This is a genomic window from Aeromonas sp. s8 (assembly GCF_040907785.1).
In the GTDB taxonomy this organism is placed as follows: domain Bacteria; phylum Pseudomonadota; class Gammaproteobacteria; order Enterobacterales; family Aeromonadaceae; genus Aeromonas; species Aeromonas veronii.
In genome coordinates this window covers 36,794-52,061 of the sequence record NZ_JBFOCL010000023.1, presented here as the reverse complement: position 1 = coordinate 52,061, position 15,268 = coordinate 36,794, and the positions used below count along the sequence as shown (strand labels likewise).

The 15,268-nt window shown below is 63.7% G+C and carries 14 protein-coding genes; 8 read left to right on the top strand and 6 right to left on the bottom strand.

The window, feature by feature from the left end; translation table 11 throughout:
• Positions 1-28: 28 nt before the first annotated feature.
• Together AB5Y86_RS07925 and AB5Y86_RS07920 are read left to right on the top strand one after the other, a co-directional pair.
• Complete coding sequence (locus tag AB5Y86_RS07925; RefSeq protein WP_368192536.1) at positions 29-1,336, top strand: hypothetical protein; 1,308 nt, start codon at positions 29-31, stop codon at positions 1,334-1,336.
• A gap of 109 nt (positions 1,337-1,445) precedes the next feature.
• Complete coding sequence (locus AB5Y86_RS07920) at positions 1,446-2,222, top strand: substrate-binding periplasmic protein (RefSeq protein WP_368192535.1); 777 nt, start codon at positions 1,446-1,448, stop codon at positions 2,220-2,222.
• A 12-nt stretch (positions 2,223-2,234) separates the two neighbouring features.
• On the opposite strand, the gene AB5Y86_RS07915 is transcribed toward AB5Y86_RS07920, so the two are convergent.
• On the bottom strand, positions 2,235-3,083 hold the full coding sequence (locus tag AB5Y86_RS07915; RefSeq protein WP_368192534.1) for a LuxR C-terminal-related transcriptional regulator: 849 nt from the start codon (positions 3,081-3,083) through the stop codon (positions 2,235-2,237).
• A 145-nt stretch (positions 3,084-3,228) separates the two neighbouring features.
• Here AB5Y86_RS07915 and tyrS point away from each other — a divergent pair, with 145 nt between their 5' ends.
• From tyrS to AB5Y86_RS07900, 3 genes are all read left to right on the top strand, one after another.
• Positions 3,229-4,494 (top strand): tyrosine--tRNA ligase, encoded by a 1,266-nt coding sequence (gene tyrS, locus AB5Y86_RS07910; protein ID WP_368192532.1) that lies wholly within the window; start codon positions 3,229-3,231, stop codon positions 4,492-4,494.
• A gap of 168 nt (positions 4,495-4,662) precedes the next feature.
• Complete coding sequence (locus AB5Y86_RS07905) at positions 4,663-5,574, top strand: lipase family alpha/beta hydrolase (RefSeq protein ID WP_368192544.1); 912 nt, start codon at positions 4,663-4,665, stop codon at positions 5,572-5,574.
• The gene (locus tag AB5Y86_RS07900; RefSeq protein ID WP_368192531.1) at positions 5,571-6,320 is read left to right on the top strand and encodes a lipase secretion chaperone; all 750 of its coding nucleotides are present in this window, start codon (positions 5,571-5,573) and stop codon (positions 6,318-6,320) included. The genes AB5Y86_RS07905 and AB5Y86_RS07900 overlap by 4 nt, the downstream gene beginning before the upstream one ends.
• A gap of 36 nt (positions 6,321-6,356) precedes the next feature.
• On the opposite strand, the gene AB5Y86_RS07895 is transcribed toward AB5Y86_RS07900, so the two are convergent.
• The 4 genes from AB5Y86_RS07895 to sgrR all read right to left on the bottom strand — a co-directional run bounded on the left by AB5Y86_RS07895 (position 6,357) and on the right by sgrR (position 11,790).
• Positions 6,357-7,058, bottom strand: coding sequence for a hypothetical protein (locus tag AB5Y86_RS07895; RefSeq protein ID WP_368192543.1), 702 nt, complete (start codon positions 7,056-7,058; stop codon positions 6,357-6,359).
• A gap of 44 nt (positions 7,059-7,102) precedes the next feature.
• Positions 7,103-7,498, bottom strand: a complete 396-nt coding sequence (locus AB5Y86_RS07890) for a thioesterase family protein (RefSeq protein WP_005336457.1) — start codon at positions 7,496-7,498, stop codon at positions 7,103-7,105.
• 265 nt (positions 7,499-7,763) lie between these two features.
• Positions 7,764-9,941 carry a catalase/peroxidase HPI gene (katG, locus tag AB5Y86_RS07885; RefSeq protein WP_368192530.1) on the bottom strand — a complete coding sequence of 726 codons (2,178 nt, stop codon included), beginning with the start codon at positions 9,939-9,941 and terminating at the stop codon, positions 7,764-7,766.
• 145 nt (positions 9,942-10,086) lie between these two features.
• Positions 10,087-11,790, bottom strand: coding sequence for an HTH-type transcriptional regulator SgrR (gene sgrR, locus AB5Y86_RS07880; protein ID WP_368192529.1), 1,704 nt, complete (start codon positions 11,788-11,790; stop codon positions 10,087-10,089).
• A gap of 100 nt (positions 11,791-11,890) precedes the next feature.
• Here sgrR and AB5Y86_RS07875 point away from each other — a divergent pair, with 100 nt between their 5' ends.
• The 3 genes from AB5Y86_RS07875 (at position 11,891) to AB5Y86_RS07865 (ending at position 14,221) form a co-directional block, all read left to right on the top strand.
• Entirely contained in the window at positions 11,891-12,067 is a 177-nt protein-coding gene (locus AB5Y86_RS07875) for a hypothetical protein (RefSeq protein WP_368192528.1), read from the top strand.
• A 152-nt stretch (positions 12,068-12,219) separates the two neighbouring features.
• Positions 12,220-13,488 carry an O-acetylhomoserine aminocarboxypropyltransferase/cysteine synthase family protein gene (locus AB5Y86_RS07870; protein ID WP_368192527.1) on the top strand — a complete coding sequence of 423 codons (1,269 nt, stop codon included), beginning with the start codon at positions 12,220-12,222 and terminating at the stop codon, positions 13,486-13,488.
• A 106-nt stretch (positions 13,489-13,594) separates the two neighbouring features.
• On the top strand, positions 13,595-14,221 hold the full coding sequence (locus AB5Y86_RS07865) for a glutathione S-transferase family protein (RefSeq protein ID WP_368192526.1): 627 nt from the start codon (positions 13,595-13,597) through the stop codon (positions 14,219-14,221).
• A 67-nt stretch (positions 14,222-14,288) separates the two neighbouring features.
• Here the strand turns inward: AB5Y86_RS07865 and AB5Y86_RS07860 are convergent, their stop codons facing one another.
• On the bottom strand, positions 14,289-15,188 hold the full coding sequence (locus tag AB5Y86_RS07860) for a DMT family transporter (RefSeq protein ID WP_368192525.1): 900 nt from the start codon (positions 15,186-15,188) through the stop codon (positions 14,289-14,291).
• Positions 15,189-15,268 lie beyond the last annotated feature (80 nt).

Below are 15,268 nucleotides of genomic sequence, written 5' to 3'. Positions count from 1 at the left end.
ATCAAATCGTTATTTGGATATTATCCCAATGCGTATCATGCCGTTGCTTCAGGCGGCCTGCCTGAGCCTGATGTTGTCCGCCTGCGTTGCCCCATTGCTGATGATGAGCCCCACCAGTCAGCTGATGTGGGCCCTGCTCAAGCCGCTGGTCGGCTTTGACCCGAACGAGGTCAATCTGTTCGAACAACCCCTGATCAAGGACCGGATGACCGCCATCCTTGGCCCCAACTACGACAGCACCATGCAGTTGCTCAAGACTGCCGACAAGTTACAGCAGGAGGGGCCGCTTTTCTATGTGGTCTCCGAATATGCGCCCGTGCCGGATATCGCCAAGCAGGCGGGGATGGTGTGGAACTCGCAAACCAACCAGATGTCTGTATTGCTGCAAAAAGGGGATGGCACCACCCTGACCTTCGGCGAAAATCTGGCGGGCACGGCACCGACCTGGCCAACCGCCATGCAGGGCTGGCAGACCCCCACCAGCCAGCTCACCCCGGCGGCCAATGCCCTGACCGGTGCGGCAACCAGTCAGAGTGGCACCTCCCCCTTCTCCCTTGGCAGCGCGCTGGGCACAGTAACCCGCGGCGTCACCGGCTCGCTGACCAACAGCGCAAGTCAAGCCATCAGCGGCGCAGCCTCCCACGCCACCAGACAGGCCACCAGACAGGCCACCCAAGCGGTGAGCCAGAGCGCGACCGACCTGACTCGCAGTGCGACCACCGCAGTCACTGCGCCTGCCAAACAGGCAGCCAGCAGCACTGCTGCCACCGTGACGCAAGAAGCTACCAAGGCCGTTGCCGTTCCTGCCAAGCAAGCCGTCAGCAGCGCAGCTGCCACCGTGACGCAGGAAGCCACCAAGGCCGTTGCCGCTCCTGCCAAGCAAGTCGTCAGCAGCGCCGCTGCGACCGCGGCGCAAGAAGCTACCAAGGCCGTTGCTGCTCCTGCCAAGCAAACCGTCAACAGCGCCGCTGCGACCCAAGAAGCCACCAAGGCTGTTGCCTCTCCAGCCAAACAGACCGTCAGCAGTGCCGCGGCGACCGTGACACAGGAAGCCACCAAAGCCGTTGCCGCTCCTGCCAAACAGACCGTCAGCAGCGCCACAGCAACCGCGACGCAAGAAGCCACCAAAGCCGTTGTCGCTCCGGCCAAACAGGCAGTCAGCAGTGCCGCCGCTACCGTGACGCAAGAGGCAACCAAGGCTGTTGCCGAACCCGCCCGGCAGGCCGTCAGTGCCGCCTCTCATACGGCCGGAGAGAGCATTGCCGATGCCGCCAGAGCGGCGGAAGCCAAGGCTCGCGCCAAGGCAGAGGCGGAGATGGAAGCCCTGCTCAAATAAACCGACAGGCCACCGCAAGGTGGCCTGTTTTTTATCCCGCTACCGGATCATGACGTTATGGAAAAGGCCACATAGACTGTTAGGTAACTACCCGCACAAGGAGTGCATCATGCGTCGTCTGCTCCCTGCTCTCGCTTCTCTCGCCCTGTTTATCGCGCTCCCGGCTCCGGCACTTCTCTACTATTCGGAGCAGAACATGCCACTCAATGGCCAGGATAAAAATGGTCAGCCTGTGGGGTTGGCGGTCGAGTTGCTGCGCCTGATGTGGCGCGAAATGGGGGAGCCGGAGCAACCCATCCACTTTCTGCCCTGGGCCCGCGGCTGGTATCTGCTGACCCAACAGCAAGAGGCCGTGCTCTTTACCACGGCGCATACCAAGGAGCGGGATCCCCACTTCCTCTGGGTCTGCCCAATCAGCCACTCCAGGGTCGCGCTGGTCGGCCGCAAGCAGGATGCCCCCAAAGTGGCCAGCAAAGCGGATCTCGCCAAGCTGCAGATCGGCGTGATGCAGGCGGATGTCGGGGAACAGTTGCTGCTCAATCGCGGGATCAGCCCGGGCAATATGATGTCGGTGGAGCGCATGGAGCAGGTGGTGCGCCAGCTCATCATGGCACGCACCGATCTGGTGGCGGGCAACGAGGTGATGTTGCGCCATCAGGCCAAGGAGCTGGGTTTCCCCAGCGAGGATTTTGTCACCGTCGCGATTCTTGAAGAGCAGGACAACTGCTTCGCCTTCAACCTGAGGGCAGACAAACAACAGGTTGCCCGCCTGCAACAGGCGCTGGACAAGGTCAGACAGGGGGATGAATACAAGCAGCTGGTGAAGCGCTACCAGTTGCTCAGTATCCTGCCCGAAACCAATCCCCCCATCCCGCGCCTCGAGTAACCCCGGCCCGCCCTATGGTGGGCTCGTTGTATCTCCCATCGATGAAACGGGGGATGCCTCCATCGGCGCCGTAATGAGGTGGTTCAGAAAGAGATTGAACAGCTCTGCCCGCGAGCCGAGCCGCAGCTTGCCATAGAGATGCTTGCGGTGATTCTTCACCGTACCGCTGCCAATCCCGAGCTCCGCGGCAATCGCCTCCGTATCCAGCCCCTGCAGCAACAACTCCGCCACCTGCCGCTCGCGCCGGGTGAGCAGATCCCCCCCGACACTCGCCATAGCCTGCTCCACCGCACTCCGGAGGCTGGCGCAGTCTGGCAGCGCAATGCTCTGGGCCAACAGCGGCTGGCTCTGCCGCCACTGCTGACGACAGAGCGAATGCACCAGCGGGAACAGCTGCTCCAGCCTCGCCAGCTCGTCACGACTGAGGGTACTGCGCTTGTCGAGCCGCCCCAGAAACAGCATCAGCGTCAGTCCGTCCCGCACCGGCAGGATCAGCCCCACCTCCTCCTGCCAGCCGGTGGCCTGATAGAAGTGGTGGCGATATTCGGGATCGAGCCGCCCTTGGGAGACCTGCGCCAGGGTCCAGACGCCGGCAGGCAAGCCCTGTTCCAGCGCCTGCATAAAGGGATCCTGACTGAAGTGGCTGGTGAGGTAGCGATCAAACAGCAGAGCCCGCTGATGGTTGAGGTTGTCGTAGAGGTAGACGGGCCGCTGCCCCACCCCGAGCAGCAGGGCGCAATCAAACGCCACCTGCTGCTGGATCAGCCGCACCAGCGCCGCCGCAAAGGCGCTGCTGTGCAGGGCATCGACCACCTCGGTCATGCTGCGGGTCAAGGCATCTGTGGTGAATGGCTGGGTCATGTTGGCACGTTTCCGGTGACGGGGAGCGATTCTCCGCTATGGCTGAATGCTAGCACGAGAGTGGCAAAACTGTCCCTCAGGGGACATATCCGCCACCAGCCAGAACGGCGAGGATGACGGCTTTTCCCCTGTTGTTGGAGCACACATGATCAACCCCCACCTGCTCGATGAGCTGACCGAGCGCGGCCTTGTGGCCCAGAATTCCGACCCGGCGGCCCTGGCCGATCATCTTGCCACCTCGCGCACCGTCTATTGCGGGTTCGATCCCACCGCCGGCAGCCTGCATATCGGTCATCTGGTGCCGCTCTTGATGCTGCGCCGCTTCCAGCTGGCGGGCCACACCCCGGTGGCACTGGTGGGCGGGGCAACCGGCCTTATCGGCGATCCCAGCTTCAAGGCGACCGAGCGCAGCCTCAACAGTGCCGATACTGTGCAGGGTTGGGTCGCCAGCCTGTCGGCCCAAATCAGGGCGCTGCTGCCCGCCGATGATGGCCTGTCGGCCCCGCAACTGGTCAACAATGGCGACTGGATGGGGCAGATGTCCGCCCTCGATTTTCTGCGGGATATCGGCAAGCACTTCTCGGTCAACGCCATGCTGGCGCGGGAGTCGGTGCGCCAGCGACTGGCCCGCCCGGATCAGGGCATCTCGTTCACCGAGTTCTCTTACGCCCTGCTGCAATCCTACGACTTTGCGGTGCTGTACCAGCGGCTCGGTTGCACCCTGCAGATTGGCGGCAACGACCAGTGGGGCAATATCACCAGCGGCATGGATCTCACCCGCCGCCTCCATCAGGCGCAGGTACACGGCATGACCCTGCCCCTTATCACCAAGGCAGACGGCACCAAGTTCGGCAAGACCGAAGGGGGCGCGGTCTGGCTCGATCCGGCGCTCACCTCCCCTTACGCCTTCTATCAGTTCTGGCTCGGCACTGCGGATGAGGATGTCTACCGCTTCCTGCGCTACTACAGCTTTATGTCACTGAGCGAGATTAATGCACTGGAAGCGGAAGACGCGAAGCGGCAGGGGCGCAAGCAGGCCCAGCAGGTGTTGGCTAACGAGCTGACCGAGCTGGTACACGGCAAGGCGGCGCTGGCGGCAGTGCAGCGCATCAGCGAGTTGCTGTTTAGCGGCGACGTAGCTCGCCTCGGCGAGAGCGATCTGGCCCAGCTGGCGCAGGATGGCATGCCGAGCAGCACCTTCAGCGGCGAGACGGATCTGGTCAGCCTGCTGGTCAGCTGCGGTCTGGCGAACTCCAAACGCATCGCCCGCGAACTGCTGGCGGCGGGCGCCATCAGCCTCAATGGTGTGATCAAGCAGGATGAACAGCTGAGTGCCGATGATCGGCTGTTTGGCCGCTACCTGCTGCTGCGCCGGGGCAAGAAGCAGTATCACCTGGTGGAGTGGCAATAAGCCGCAGGGCGGGGAGCACAGCCTCCCCGCCCGCGCCCTGAATCCCTTTTGAATCCCGAGTTGCGATCCCCCTCACAGCCTCTCCCGTCAGCAGCCACCATACTGGCACCGGCGAACATGGAGTACGCCACACAATCTGTTCCTCACGAATCAACAAGGATGCTGATGATGAAGAGATGGCTTCTGGTGCTGCTCTGCACCCTGCCCATGCTGGCACACGCCAGCGGATACACCCAGACCCGCTACCCCATAGTGCTGGTGCACGGCCTGTTCGGCTTCGACAAGCTGCTCGGGGTCGATTACTTCTACGGCATTCCCCAGGCCCTGAGCCGGGATGGAGCCAAAGTCTACGTGGCCCAGGTGTCGGCCACCGCCAGTTCGGAACAACGGGGGGAGCAACTGCTCGCCCAGGTTGAGCTGCTGCTGGCAGCCACCGGCGCCGAGAAGGTCAACCTCATCGGCCACTCCCACGGCGGCCCCACCATCCGCTATGTCGCCTCGGTCTCCCCCGAGCTGGTCGCCTCCGCCACCAGCGTCGGCGGGGTCAACTATGGCTCCGAGATTGCCGATCTGGTGCGGGCCAATGCCGCCCCCGGCAGCGCCGCCGAGAAGCTGGCGGCCGCCGCGGCCCACGCCCTCTCCGGCATGATTTCACTGCTCTCGGGCGGGAGCCAGCTGCCGCAAGATCCGGTCGCCGCCCTCGATGCCCTCACCAGCAAGGGAGCCAGCCAGTTCAACCAGCGCTACCCGGAGGGGTTGCCCAGCCGCTATTGCGGTGAGGGGCCGATGCAGGCGACCAACGGCGTCTACTACTTCTCCTGGAGCGGGCGCGGCAACCTGACCAATCTGCTGGATCCGGTGGATCCGGCGCTGGCGCTGACCGGCGCTTTCTTCAAGGAGCCCAATGACGGACTGGTCGGGGTCTGCAGCAGCCATCTCGGCAAGGTGATCGGCACCGGCTACCGGATGAACCATCTGGACGAAGTGAACCAGTCCTTCGGTATCCACCATCTGTTCGAGACCGATCCGGTCACCCTCTATCGCCAGCATGCCAACCGTCTCAAGGAGCTGGGACTATGAAGATAGCCACCCTGCTCGTCGTGCCCTGCGCCATCACCCTGCTGCTTGGCGGGGTGTTGCTCTGGCCCACAGCACCGACGGCAGACTCATCCCCCACTCAAGCCAGCCAGCATGCACAGAGCCACCCGCACGATCCCGAGCAGGAGGCCGCCGATGCCCTGCAGGCGCGCTATCGCACCTTTGTCTCCGCCCAGAGCAGCCTGACGGTGCCCACCGAGATCTCCCTCGCCAGCTTGCAGATCCTGTTTGACGAGCGGGAGCAGCTGCGCCAGCAGAGCTTTACCCCGGCGGAGCAGGCCCAGCTGTTTGCCGAGGATCGACTGATGGAGCAGCTGACCCTGCGCCGCAGGGCGCTGGCGGAGGCAAGAGACAGCGACAAGTCGCAGCTGGCCAGCGAGCTGGATCTCTGGCTGGCGGAGCAACCGGGCTGGTTTCGCGAGGCGGAGGCCAACAGCCGTCTGCTTGAGGAGTTGCAAGAGCTGGCGCAGATGGACCCGGCCAAACGGGAGGCTCTGCTGCTGGAGACGGGGGGGCCGGAAGCGGTGGATCGGATGCGCCAGCTGGAGCAAAACCGGCAAGGGTTCGAGGAGCAGCTCAGCGGCTTTCTGGCCGAGCTCAGACAACTGCCGAACGAGGCCCGGGCCGAACAGCAGCAGGAGCTGCTGGCCCGCTGGTTCGAACCCGGACAGTGGCGCCGGGTCGAGGCGCTCACCCGGCTCAAGCTGGGGGAGCCACACACCGAATGAGAAGGGGGCCCGCGATGGGCCCCCTTGCTATTGCGCTTATTGCGGCTTGTTGGCACCCGGCAGCGGCTGCCAGGTGAGGCGGGTCACTTGGGTGCCCTGCACCTCGCACTTGAGGCTCAGCTCCTGCCACCCCTTCTCCTGACGCAGGGAGACCTCCCCCTCGATCCCCTGCTCGACAATCTTCAGCTTATCCTGCTCGAAGATCACCTTGTCGCCGTGGGCGAGATCCATCAGTTTGCCGTTGCAGAGCCAGTGAGCGAGATCCGCCCCCTTCAGCTTGACGCCCCCCTTGGCCGCCTTCTGCTCGGCCGCGCTCACCACAAACAGCTTGCTCAGCTCGGCGGCTCGCTTGGTGAGCCACTCCTGACGCTGCTGCATGCTCATCTTGCTGACGAACTCGGCGGGCTTACCCTTCTCGTCCAGCCATTGGGTCAGCTTGCCGCTGTCGTCAAAGGCAAACTGGGCGGCGGGCTCTTTGACCCCGAACAGCTTGCCGCCCTTGAAGTAGTAGCGGCTCTCCCCTTCCAGCTTGCCCAGCTCGTTCATGATGGGCACGGCGATGATGACGGGGGCGCCATCGATCCAGGCCTTGATATCGACGCCGTCATGGCTGAATTGACGGGTATCGAGGGCGCTCTCGGCCCCCTTCTCCATCAGGGTAAACTGCTCGGCGAGAGAAGCGGCCAGAGAAGGGAGGGAGCAGAATCCCAGGGTCAGCGCGATCGCTGTGTTGCGCATTGAGTTGTACATAACACTCCTGTGATGGGCCATCCGGCCCGTGGTTAACTCTCTGTCAGCCAGGCCCGCAGCCCTTCCCGGTGAGCATCGCTCAGGGGCAGGGATTGGCGGGCCCGGTAGTCAAAATGGATCAGGGTCGTTTCGGCGGTGACGGCCAGTTCGCCGCCCTGCCAGGCCTCCTGCCAGACCGTAAATGAACTGGTGCCAATGCGGCGCACGCCGGTCTTGATGGTGACCGGCTGGCCGTAGAACAGCTCCCGTTTGAACTGCACCGTATAGCCCGCGATGATCAGATGCCAGTTATGCACATCCAGATCGGGGGAGAAGATCCGGAACAGGGGATCCCGCGCCGATTCGAACCAGACCGCCGGCACCGTATTGTTGATATGGCCGAGGGCATCCGTCTCCTGAAAGCGGGGTTGGATCTGCATTTCCAGCATGGGTTGACTCCTTGTCTCTTTGTTTCTGTCCTTGTCCGTTCATGGGACATCAGTGGCCAATGGGTGGCCGCCGGGCATCACCAGCGGATCAGCATGTTACATGATACTGCTGGGCCAAGGACAGGGATGCCCACGACCCTGCACGAACGGCCAGCAGGTGTCGCAGTGCGGCGGGTTTTGGTGCTCTGCAAAAAAAGCAGGCAGTAAAAAGCCCCGCACACCTTGGGTGTGCGGGGCTGGTGCAGATAACCAAACGGCTCGGGGACTAGCCGAGCAGATCGAAGCGATCCGCATTCATCACCTTGTTCCAGGCGGTGATGAAGTCACAGACAAACTTCTCCTTGTTGTCATCCTGGGCATAGACCTCGGCATAAGCGCGCAGCACAGAGTTGGAGCCGAACACCAGATCCACCCGGGTGGCCGTCCACTTCAGCGCGCCGCTGCGGCGATCGCGGATCTCGTAGAGATTGCTCGCTTTCGGCAGCCACTGGTAGCCCATGTCGGTCAGGTTGACGAAGAAGTCGTTGCTGAGCACCCCGGCCCGGTCGGTAAAGACCCCGTGCCCGGTACCGCCATGGTTGGTGCCGAGCACCCGCATCCCGCCAACCAGCACCGTCATCTCGCAAGCGGTGAGCCCCATCAGCTGGGCACGATCCAGCAGCAACTCCTCCGCCGTCACCACATAGTCCTGCTTCAGCCAGTTGCGGAAGCCGTCGGCCAGCGGCTCCAGCACCTCGAACGAGGCCACATCGGTCTGAGCCTGAGTGGCATCCCCCCGGCCCAGCGCAAACGGCACGCTCACCGTCACTCCGGCGGCCTGGGCAGCCTGCTCGATGGCGAGGTTGCCCCCCAGCACGATGAGATCCGCAACGCTGACGCCACACTCGGCCGCCAGCTTGTCATAGACCGCCAGCACCTTTGCCAACTTCGCCGGTTCGTTGCCCGGCCAATCCTTCTGGGGCGCCAGCCGGATGCGGGCGCCGTTGGCTCCGCCCCGCTTGTCGGAGCCTCGGAAGGTTCGGGCACTATCCCAGGCGGTAGTGACCCGCTCGCTGATGGAGAGGCCACTGGCGGCAATCCTGGCCTTCACCGCCGCCACGTCATAATCGGCACGTCCGGCAGGCACCGGATCCTGCCAGATCAGATCTTCTGTCGGCACATAGGGGCCGACATAGCGGCTCTTCGGCCCCATATCCCTGTGGGTCAGCTTGAACCAGGCGCGGGCGAAGGCGTCGGAGAAGGCCGCCGGATCATCGCGGAAACGCTCGGCAATCTTGCGATACTCGGGGTCGAATTTGAGCGCCATATCGGCATCCGTCATCATGGGTTTGCAGCGGATCGACGGGTCCTCCACATCCACCGGCATATCCTCTTCGGCGATATTGATCGGTTCCCACTGATGGGCCCCCGCCGGAGATTTTTGCAACCACCAGTCGTACTTGAACAGCAGCTCGAAGTAGCCGTTGTCCCATTGGGTCGGGTGGGTGGTCCAGGCCCCTTCGATGCCGCTGGTCACAGTGTTGCGGCCGATGCCGCGGCTGTGGTGATTGATCCAGCCGAGCCCCTGCTCCTCGAGGCTGGCCCCTTCCGGCTCGGGCCCGAGCTGCTTGGCATCGCCGTTGCCGTGAGCCTTGCCGACAGTGTGGCCACCGGCGGTCAGCGCCACCGTCTCTTCATCATCCATCGCCATGCGGGCGAAGGTGACCCGCATATCCTGCGCGGTTTTCAGGGGATCGGGCTGGCCATCCACCCCTTCCGGGTTGACGTAGATAAGCCCCATCATTACCGCCGCCAGCGGGTTTTCCAGATCCCGCTCGCCGGAGTAACGACCGCCCGGCTTGCCGCTGGGCGCCAGCCATTCCTTCTCCGATCCCCAGTAGATATCCTTCTCCGGGTGCCAGATATCCTCACGGCCAAAGGCAAAGCCGAAGGTCTTGAGCCCCATGGACTCATAGGCCACGGTGCCCGCCAGAATGATCAGATCGGCCCAGCTGATCTTGTTGCCGTACTTCTTCTTGATGGGCCACAGCAGGCGACGGGCCTTGTCGAGGTTGGCGTTATCCGGCCAGGAGTTGAGGGGGGCGAAACGCTGGTTGCCACTGCCGCCACCGCCGCGACCATCGGCGATGCGGTAAGTCCCGGCCGAGTGCCAGGCCATGCGGATCATCAGGCCGCCGTAGTGGCCCCAGTCGGCGGGCCACCACTCCTGACTGTCGGTCATCAGGGCGGTCACATCCTGCTTGAGGGCCGCCATATCGAGCCCCTTCAAGGCTTCCCGATAGTTGAAACCGGCCCCCAGCGGATTGGTCTTGGTATCGTGTTGGTGAAGAATGTCGAGGTTGAGGCTCTTCGGCCACCACTCCATTCTGGACGTCTCGACGGAGGTGGTTCCCCCGTGCATGACCGGGCATTTTCCTGCGGAACTGTCTGAATTGTTGCTCATCGTTTTCCTCATTTGCTCTGCTGTCCATAACCTGAAACAGCATGGCACAGAGGCGTGACACAAACTGTGCAGCAGCGGCCGATTTACGGATCTTTCACGCAAGCGGCCGCGGAGCGCCCATCGGCCGCGACAGAAATTGGATGAACTATGGCGCCTCTGCGGGCTGATGGGGCGGCTCGGGCCGCAGCCAGGCGCTGCGAAAATCGAACCAGCCGAGCGCCGTCATCCGCACCCCGTGCACGCCGACCCGGCTCTCCAGCTCCAGCCAGTGGTGAAACAGCGGCACAAACCAGCTCTGCTGCTGCACCGTTGCCAGCAGGGCGCGGGGGCCAGGCTCCTCACCGCTGGCGCGCCACTGCATCAACCCTTGCCACAACTCATGCTGACTGCTCCACACCTTGCGCAGCAACGGGGTGCCCTGCAACCAGGCGTAGGGGGCAAAGGGGCCGGCATGTTCGAGGTTGAGGGTGCCGAGCCAGAGATCCACGTCTTCATCCTCGCCACTCACCCAGCGACCGTAATCGAGGGTGCGCACCTCCAGCCGGATCCCCTGTTCGGCCAGCAGGCTGCTCATGGCGTTGGCGCACTCGTTGAACTCCAGATGCTGGTTGAAGCAGGCAAGCACCAAGGTCGTCGGTAACTGCGCCGGTATGGGCAAGGGCGCGGGTAGCGCTTCGCGCCAGTGGGGCAGCAGGCCGAGGGCGCTGGTCCAGCCCCGTTGCAACTCGGGGGCGACCCGCCCCATCAGGGCCACCGGATTGAGCAGCTGGCCGAGCCACTGGCGCAGGGCGGGATCCTGCAAGGATCCGGAACGATCGTCCTGCAGCAGGAAGTAGCAGCCCGACTCCAGCTCCGATTCGCCGCGCATGGTGCCGAGCTCAGGGCTGTCGCGCCCAAGCTGCAGGTGGGTCTCCAGCCGCTCCGCCAGCTCCGGCAGCATCCAGATATCGATCTCGTCGAGCAGGGCCCGCAGGCCGAAGTAGTCGTCAAACGCCGCAAGGCAAAGATGCAGGGGATCGTTGGCGGCCACCCGGTAGGGGCCTGTGCCCACCGGTTGCAGGGCAAAGCCCACCTCCCCCTTGAGCTCTCGCGGCAAAATGGTCGCAACCGGTTCGGCCAGCAGGTGGGGCAGCCAGGGATCCGGGCTGTCGAGATAGAGATCCAGCGTGCGCGGCCAGGGGCTCTCCAGCCGATCCAGATGGGCGAACAGCGGGCGATCCCGCAGGGCCAGCAGACTCTCCATCACATCCTCCACCACCAGCTCGCGGCCGTGATGAAAACGCACAGCCGGACGCAGGTAGAAGCGCCAGTGGCAGGGGCCCAGACACTCCCAGTGGTGGGCGAGATCCCCTTCGATTTCCCCATTTTCCTCATTTCGCCGGGTCAGGCCGTTGAAGATCTGGCGGCTCAGGTGAATTTCGGAGCGGCGCATCGGGCCGGTGGGCAGCAACTGCGGCAGCGGCCGGTAGTAGGGCACCCGCAGGATCTGGCGCCCTTCGCGGGTGGCCTGACCGAGTTGCTCGATCAGCAGCGGGGTGAGCAGATCGAGGCGATCTTCGGCCAGCCGTACCGCCTGCGCCAGCTGGCCCTGGCTGAGCAGATCCCGCAAGCGGCGCCGGGTCAGGCTCTCCTGACTGTCGAGCAGGGTGAGCCGGGAGCGCCGCCCCCGCCCCGCTTCGGCCGACCAGCTGAGCCAGCCCTGATCCTGCATCCGCCGCAACAGCAGGCGGGCGTTGCGCGGGGTGCAGCAGAGCAGATCCGCCACCTCGGCGAGGCTAATCTCCCGCTCATCGCAGCCAAGCTGCTGGGCGAGTCGTTGAAATTGCTGGTAGAGGCGACCGGTCGGCATAAAAGAGGAAATCCTGTTGCTGTAAGTCATCAGTTTTTACTTCCGCATTTTAGCTCAATACTGCTGGCGAACGTGAGAACCACCGCAGAGGAGCACCATCATGAGCCACGCCAACCCCCTCAAACCGAACCGGATCCAGCAGGCCTTGCGCCGTTACTTCAAGCGGATCCTGCCGCGCCCACTGTCGCTCATCGAGGATCCCATGCAGCAGCTCAACCGCCTGATGCAGTGGGATATGAACCAGATCGATGACAAGGAGTATCGCCGCCGCCTCTGAGTACGGCAGGCCTGCCCGCCACTCGGGACGCGCATCCCCTGCGGGCGACATTGCTTTGCCGGATCTTGCTGTTTACATCGGCCACGGGCCTGATAGATTGGACGTCTATCCATCTATAAATGCCATAAGCAACATCCAACAAGGAGTGTGTGATGAAAGATGCGACCCTGGCCCTGCACCACGGCTTTTCCAGCGACCCCACCACCAAGGCCGTTGCCGTGCCCATCTACCAAACGGTGGCCTACGAGTTCGAGAGCGCCCAGCACGGGGCGGACCTCTTCAATCTGGCGGTGCCGGGCAACATCTACACCCGCATCATGAACCCCACCAACGATGTGCTGGAGCAGCGGATGGCCGCGCTGGAAGGGGGCATCGCCGCGCTGGTGGTCTCGGCAGGTTCCGCCGCCATCACCTACGCCATTCAGGCGCTGACCGCCGCCGGTGACAACATCGTCTCCACCCCCCAGCTCTATGGTGGCACCTACACCCTGTTCGCCCACATGCTGCCGAGTTTCGGGGTCGAGGTGCGCTTCGCCAAGGATGACAGCGCCGAGGCCATCGCCGCCCTTATCGACGACAAGACCAAGGCGGTCTACTGCGAGAGCATCGGCAACCCGGCGGGCAACATCGTCGATCTGGCCGCCCTGGCCAAGGCAGCCCACGCCCGTGGTGTGCCGCTTATCGTCGACAACACGGTCGCCACCCCGGTGCTGTGCAAGCCCATCGAACACGGTGCCGACATAGTCGTGCACAGCCTGACCAAATATGTCGGCGGCCACGGCAACTCGCTGGGTGGCGTGGTGGTGGACTCGGGCAAGTTCCCCTGGGCGGATAACGCCGAGCGCTTCCCGCAACTGACCAAACCCGAACCCTCCTACCACGGGGTGGTCTATACCGAGGCTTTTGGCCCGGCCGCCTTTATCGGGCGGGTACGCACAGTGCCGCTACGCAATACCGGCGCGGCGCTGGCGCCGATGAACGCCTTCCTGCTGCTGCAGGGGTTGGAGACCCTGAGCCTGCGCATGGAGCGCCACGTGGATAACGCCCTGCGGGTCGCCCACCACCTCAAGCATCACCCCAAGGTGGCCTGGGTCAGCTATGCCGGTCTGCCGGGTCATCCCCACTATCTGCTGGCGGAGAAGTACATGGCCGGTCGCCCCTCGGCCATCCTTTCGTTCGGTCTGAAGGATGGCTACGAGGCGGGCGTGCGCTTCTACGATGCGCTGAAGATCTTCAAGCGGCTGGTCAATATCGGTGACGCCAAGTCGCTGGCCTGCCACCCCGCTTCTACCACCCATCGCCAGTTGAGCGAGGCCGAGCAGGCCAGGGCCGGCGTGAAACCGGAGATGATCCGGCTGTCGGTGGGGATCGAGGCGATCGAGGACATTCTGGCGGATCTGGATCAGGCGCTGGAGGCATAAGTCAGTCAACGAGGGAGCGGGCATCAGCCCGCTCTTTTTTCTCTGCCGCTGAACCGCCCCCCTCGCCCGCTCGTATACCCCATCCTGCCACCGAATCGAGGTCGTTATGATAGTCCTGCACCACCTGAACAAATCCCGCTCCCAACGCATCATCTGGCTGCTCGAAGAGCTGGGCCAACCCTATGAGATCAAGGCGTATCAGCGCGATGCCACCACCTTTCTGGCGCCGCCCGAGCTCAAGGCCATCCACCCCCTCGGCAAGTCGCCGGTCATCGAGCTCAACGGCCGGGTGCTGGCCGAATCCGGCGCCATCACCGAGTACCTGATTGTCCGCCACGCCCCCGAGCGGCTGGCGCCAGCTCAGGATAGCCCCGACTACCCCGAATACCTGCAGTGGCTCCACTTTGCCGAGAGCTCCGGCATCCTGCCGCTGCTGCTCGACATGTTCGTGCGCAAGGATGGCAGCCCGATGCGCTTCCTGCCGGACTACGCCAAGGCGGAGTGTGCCAAGGTGCTGGGCTACCTCAACGATGTACTGGCAACCCGCCACTATCTGGTGGGGGATCGCCTCTCCGGCGCCGACATCATGAACTCCTTCCTGGTGGATCTGCTGGCGCAAAGCGGCCAGCTGGCCCACTTCCCGCACCTGCAAGCCTACTGGCAGCGCCTCAATACCCATCCGGCCCGCCAGAAGGCGGTAGAGCTGGAACGCGAGCTGGATCAACGCCCCTGATCCAAACCGCCACCATGCAAAACGCCCCGACAGTCGGGGCGTTTTTGTTATGCAGGCAGAGCGCGGTTTACTTGGTCAGCGGCACCTTGTCGCGGCGCGACTTCCACCACCAGCGCAGCCTGATCTGGGAGATGAGCATCCCCGCCAGCATCAGGGCGCAACCGGCAATGGCGCGCTCGTCCAGCGTCTCCCCCAGCAGCAACACGCCACCCACGGCGGCAAAGACGGTCTCCAGACTGAGGATGATGGCGGCGTGGGCCGGATGAGCGCCCCGCTGCCCCACCACCTGCAGGGTATAACCGACCCCGACCGACACCAGCCCGGCATAGAGCAGCGCCTGCCAACCGGCCACAGCGCCGCTAACAGTCGGGGTTTCGATAACAAAAGCAGTGGCGAGGCTGAGCAGGCCGCAGACCACGAACTGCACTCCGGCGAGCTTGATGGGGGCAACCCGGTTTGAGTAGTGATCCACCAGCAGCAGGTGAACGGCCCAGAAGAGGGCGCCGACCACCTGCAGCAGATCGCCAAAGCCGATGGTGAACTCGTCGGTGACGCTCAGTACATAGAGACCGGCCAGCGCAATGACGGCGCCGATCCAGGTATTGAGGCCACTCTTGTGGCGCAGCAGCAGCCCCAGTACCGGCACCAGAATGATGTAGAGCCCGGTGATGAAACCGGCCTTGGCGGCAGTGGTATAGAGCAGCCCCACCTGCTGCAGGGAGGCGGCACAGAACAGCACCAGCCCGGCCAGCACACCACCGATCAGCAGCTGGCGATGGTCGCCCGCGACGGCAACAGGTTGTCGGGATTTGAGCCACCAGAGCAGCGGCAGCAGGGAGAGGGCGCCGAGCAGAAAGCGCAGGCCATTGAAGGTATAGGGCCCCATGTGATCCATCCCGAGGCGCTGGGCGACAAAGCCCATACCCCAGATGGTGGCAGCCATCAGCAACATCAGATTGGAGCGCATGGCGATTCCTCCTTAAATCGGCGCGTGACGGGTTATCCGATCCAAGATACCCGCCTCCCTATCCTCTTGTCTCCACTCTT

Excerpts from the sequence above, each read along its gene's own strand:
- AB5Y86_RS07925 (WP_368192536.1), top strand. The coding sequence starts at position 29 with ATGCGTATCATGCCGTTGCTTCAGGCGGCCTGCCTGAGCCTGATGTTG.
- AB5Y86_RS07920 (WP_368192535.1), top strand. The coding sequence starts at position 1,446 with ATGCGTCGTCTGCTCCCTGCTCTCGCTTCTCTCGCCCTGTTTATCGCG.
- AB5Y86_RS07915 (WP_368192534.1), bottom strand. The coding sequence starts at position 3,083 with ATGACCCAGCCATTCACCACAGATGCCTTGACCCGCAGCATGACCGAG.
- tyrS (WP_368192532.1), top strand. The coding sequence starts at position 3,229 with ATGATCAACCCCCACCTGCTCGATGAGCTGACCGAGCGCGGCCTTGTG.
- AB5Y86_RS07905 (WP_368192544.1), top strand. The coding sequence starts at position 4,663 with ATGAAGAGATGGCTTCTGGTGCTGCTCTGCACCCTGCCCATGCTGGCA.
- AB5Y86_RS07900 (WP_368192531.1), top strand. The coding sequence starts at position 5,571 with ATGAAGATAGCCACCCTGCTCGTCGTGCCCTGCGCCATCACCCTGCTG.
- AB5Y86_RS07895 (WP_368192543.1), bottom strand. The coding sequence starts at position 7,058 with ATGCGCAACACAGCGATCGCGCTGACCCTGGGATTCTGCTCCCTCCCT.
- AB5Y86_RS07890 (WP_005336457.1), bottom strand. The coding sequence starts at position 7,498 with ATGCTGGAAATGCAGATCCAACCCCGCTTTCAGGAGACGGATGCCCTC.
- katG (WP_368192530.1), bottom strand. The coding sequence starts at position 9,941 with ATGAGCAACAATTCAGACAGTTCCGCAGGAAAATGCCCGGTCATGCAC.
- sgrR (WP_368192529.1), bottom strand. The coding sequence starts at position 11,790 with ATGCCGACCGGTCGCCTCTACCAGCAATTTCAACGACTCGCCCAGCAG.
- AB5Y86_RS07875 (WP_368192528.1), top strand. The coding sequence starts at position 11,891 with ATGAGCCACGCCAACCCCCTCAAACCGAACCGGATCCAGCAGGCCTTG.
- AB5Y86_RS07870 (WP_368192527.1), top strand. The coding sequence starts at position 12,220 with ATGAAAGATGCGACCCTGGCCCTGCACCACGGCTTTTCCAGCGACCCC.
- AB5Y86_RS07865 (WP_368192526.1), top strand. The coding sequence starts at position 13,595 with ATGATAGTCCTGCACCACCTGAACAAATCCCGCTCCCAACGCATCATC.
- AB5Y86_RS07860 (WP_368192525.1), bottom strand. The coding sequence starts at position 15,188 with ATGCGCTCCAATCTGATGTTGCTGATGGCTGCCACCATCTGGGGTATG.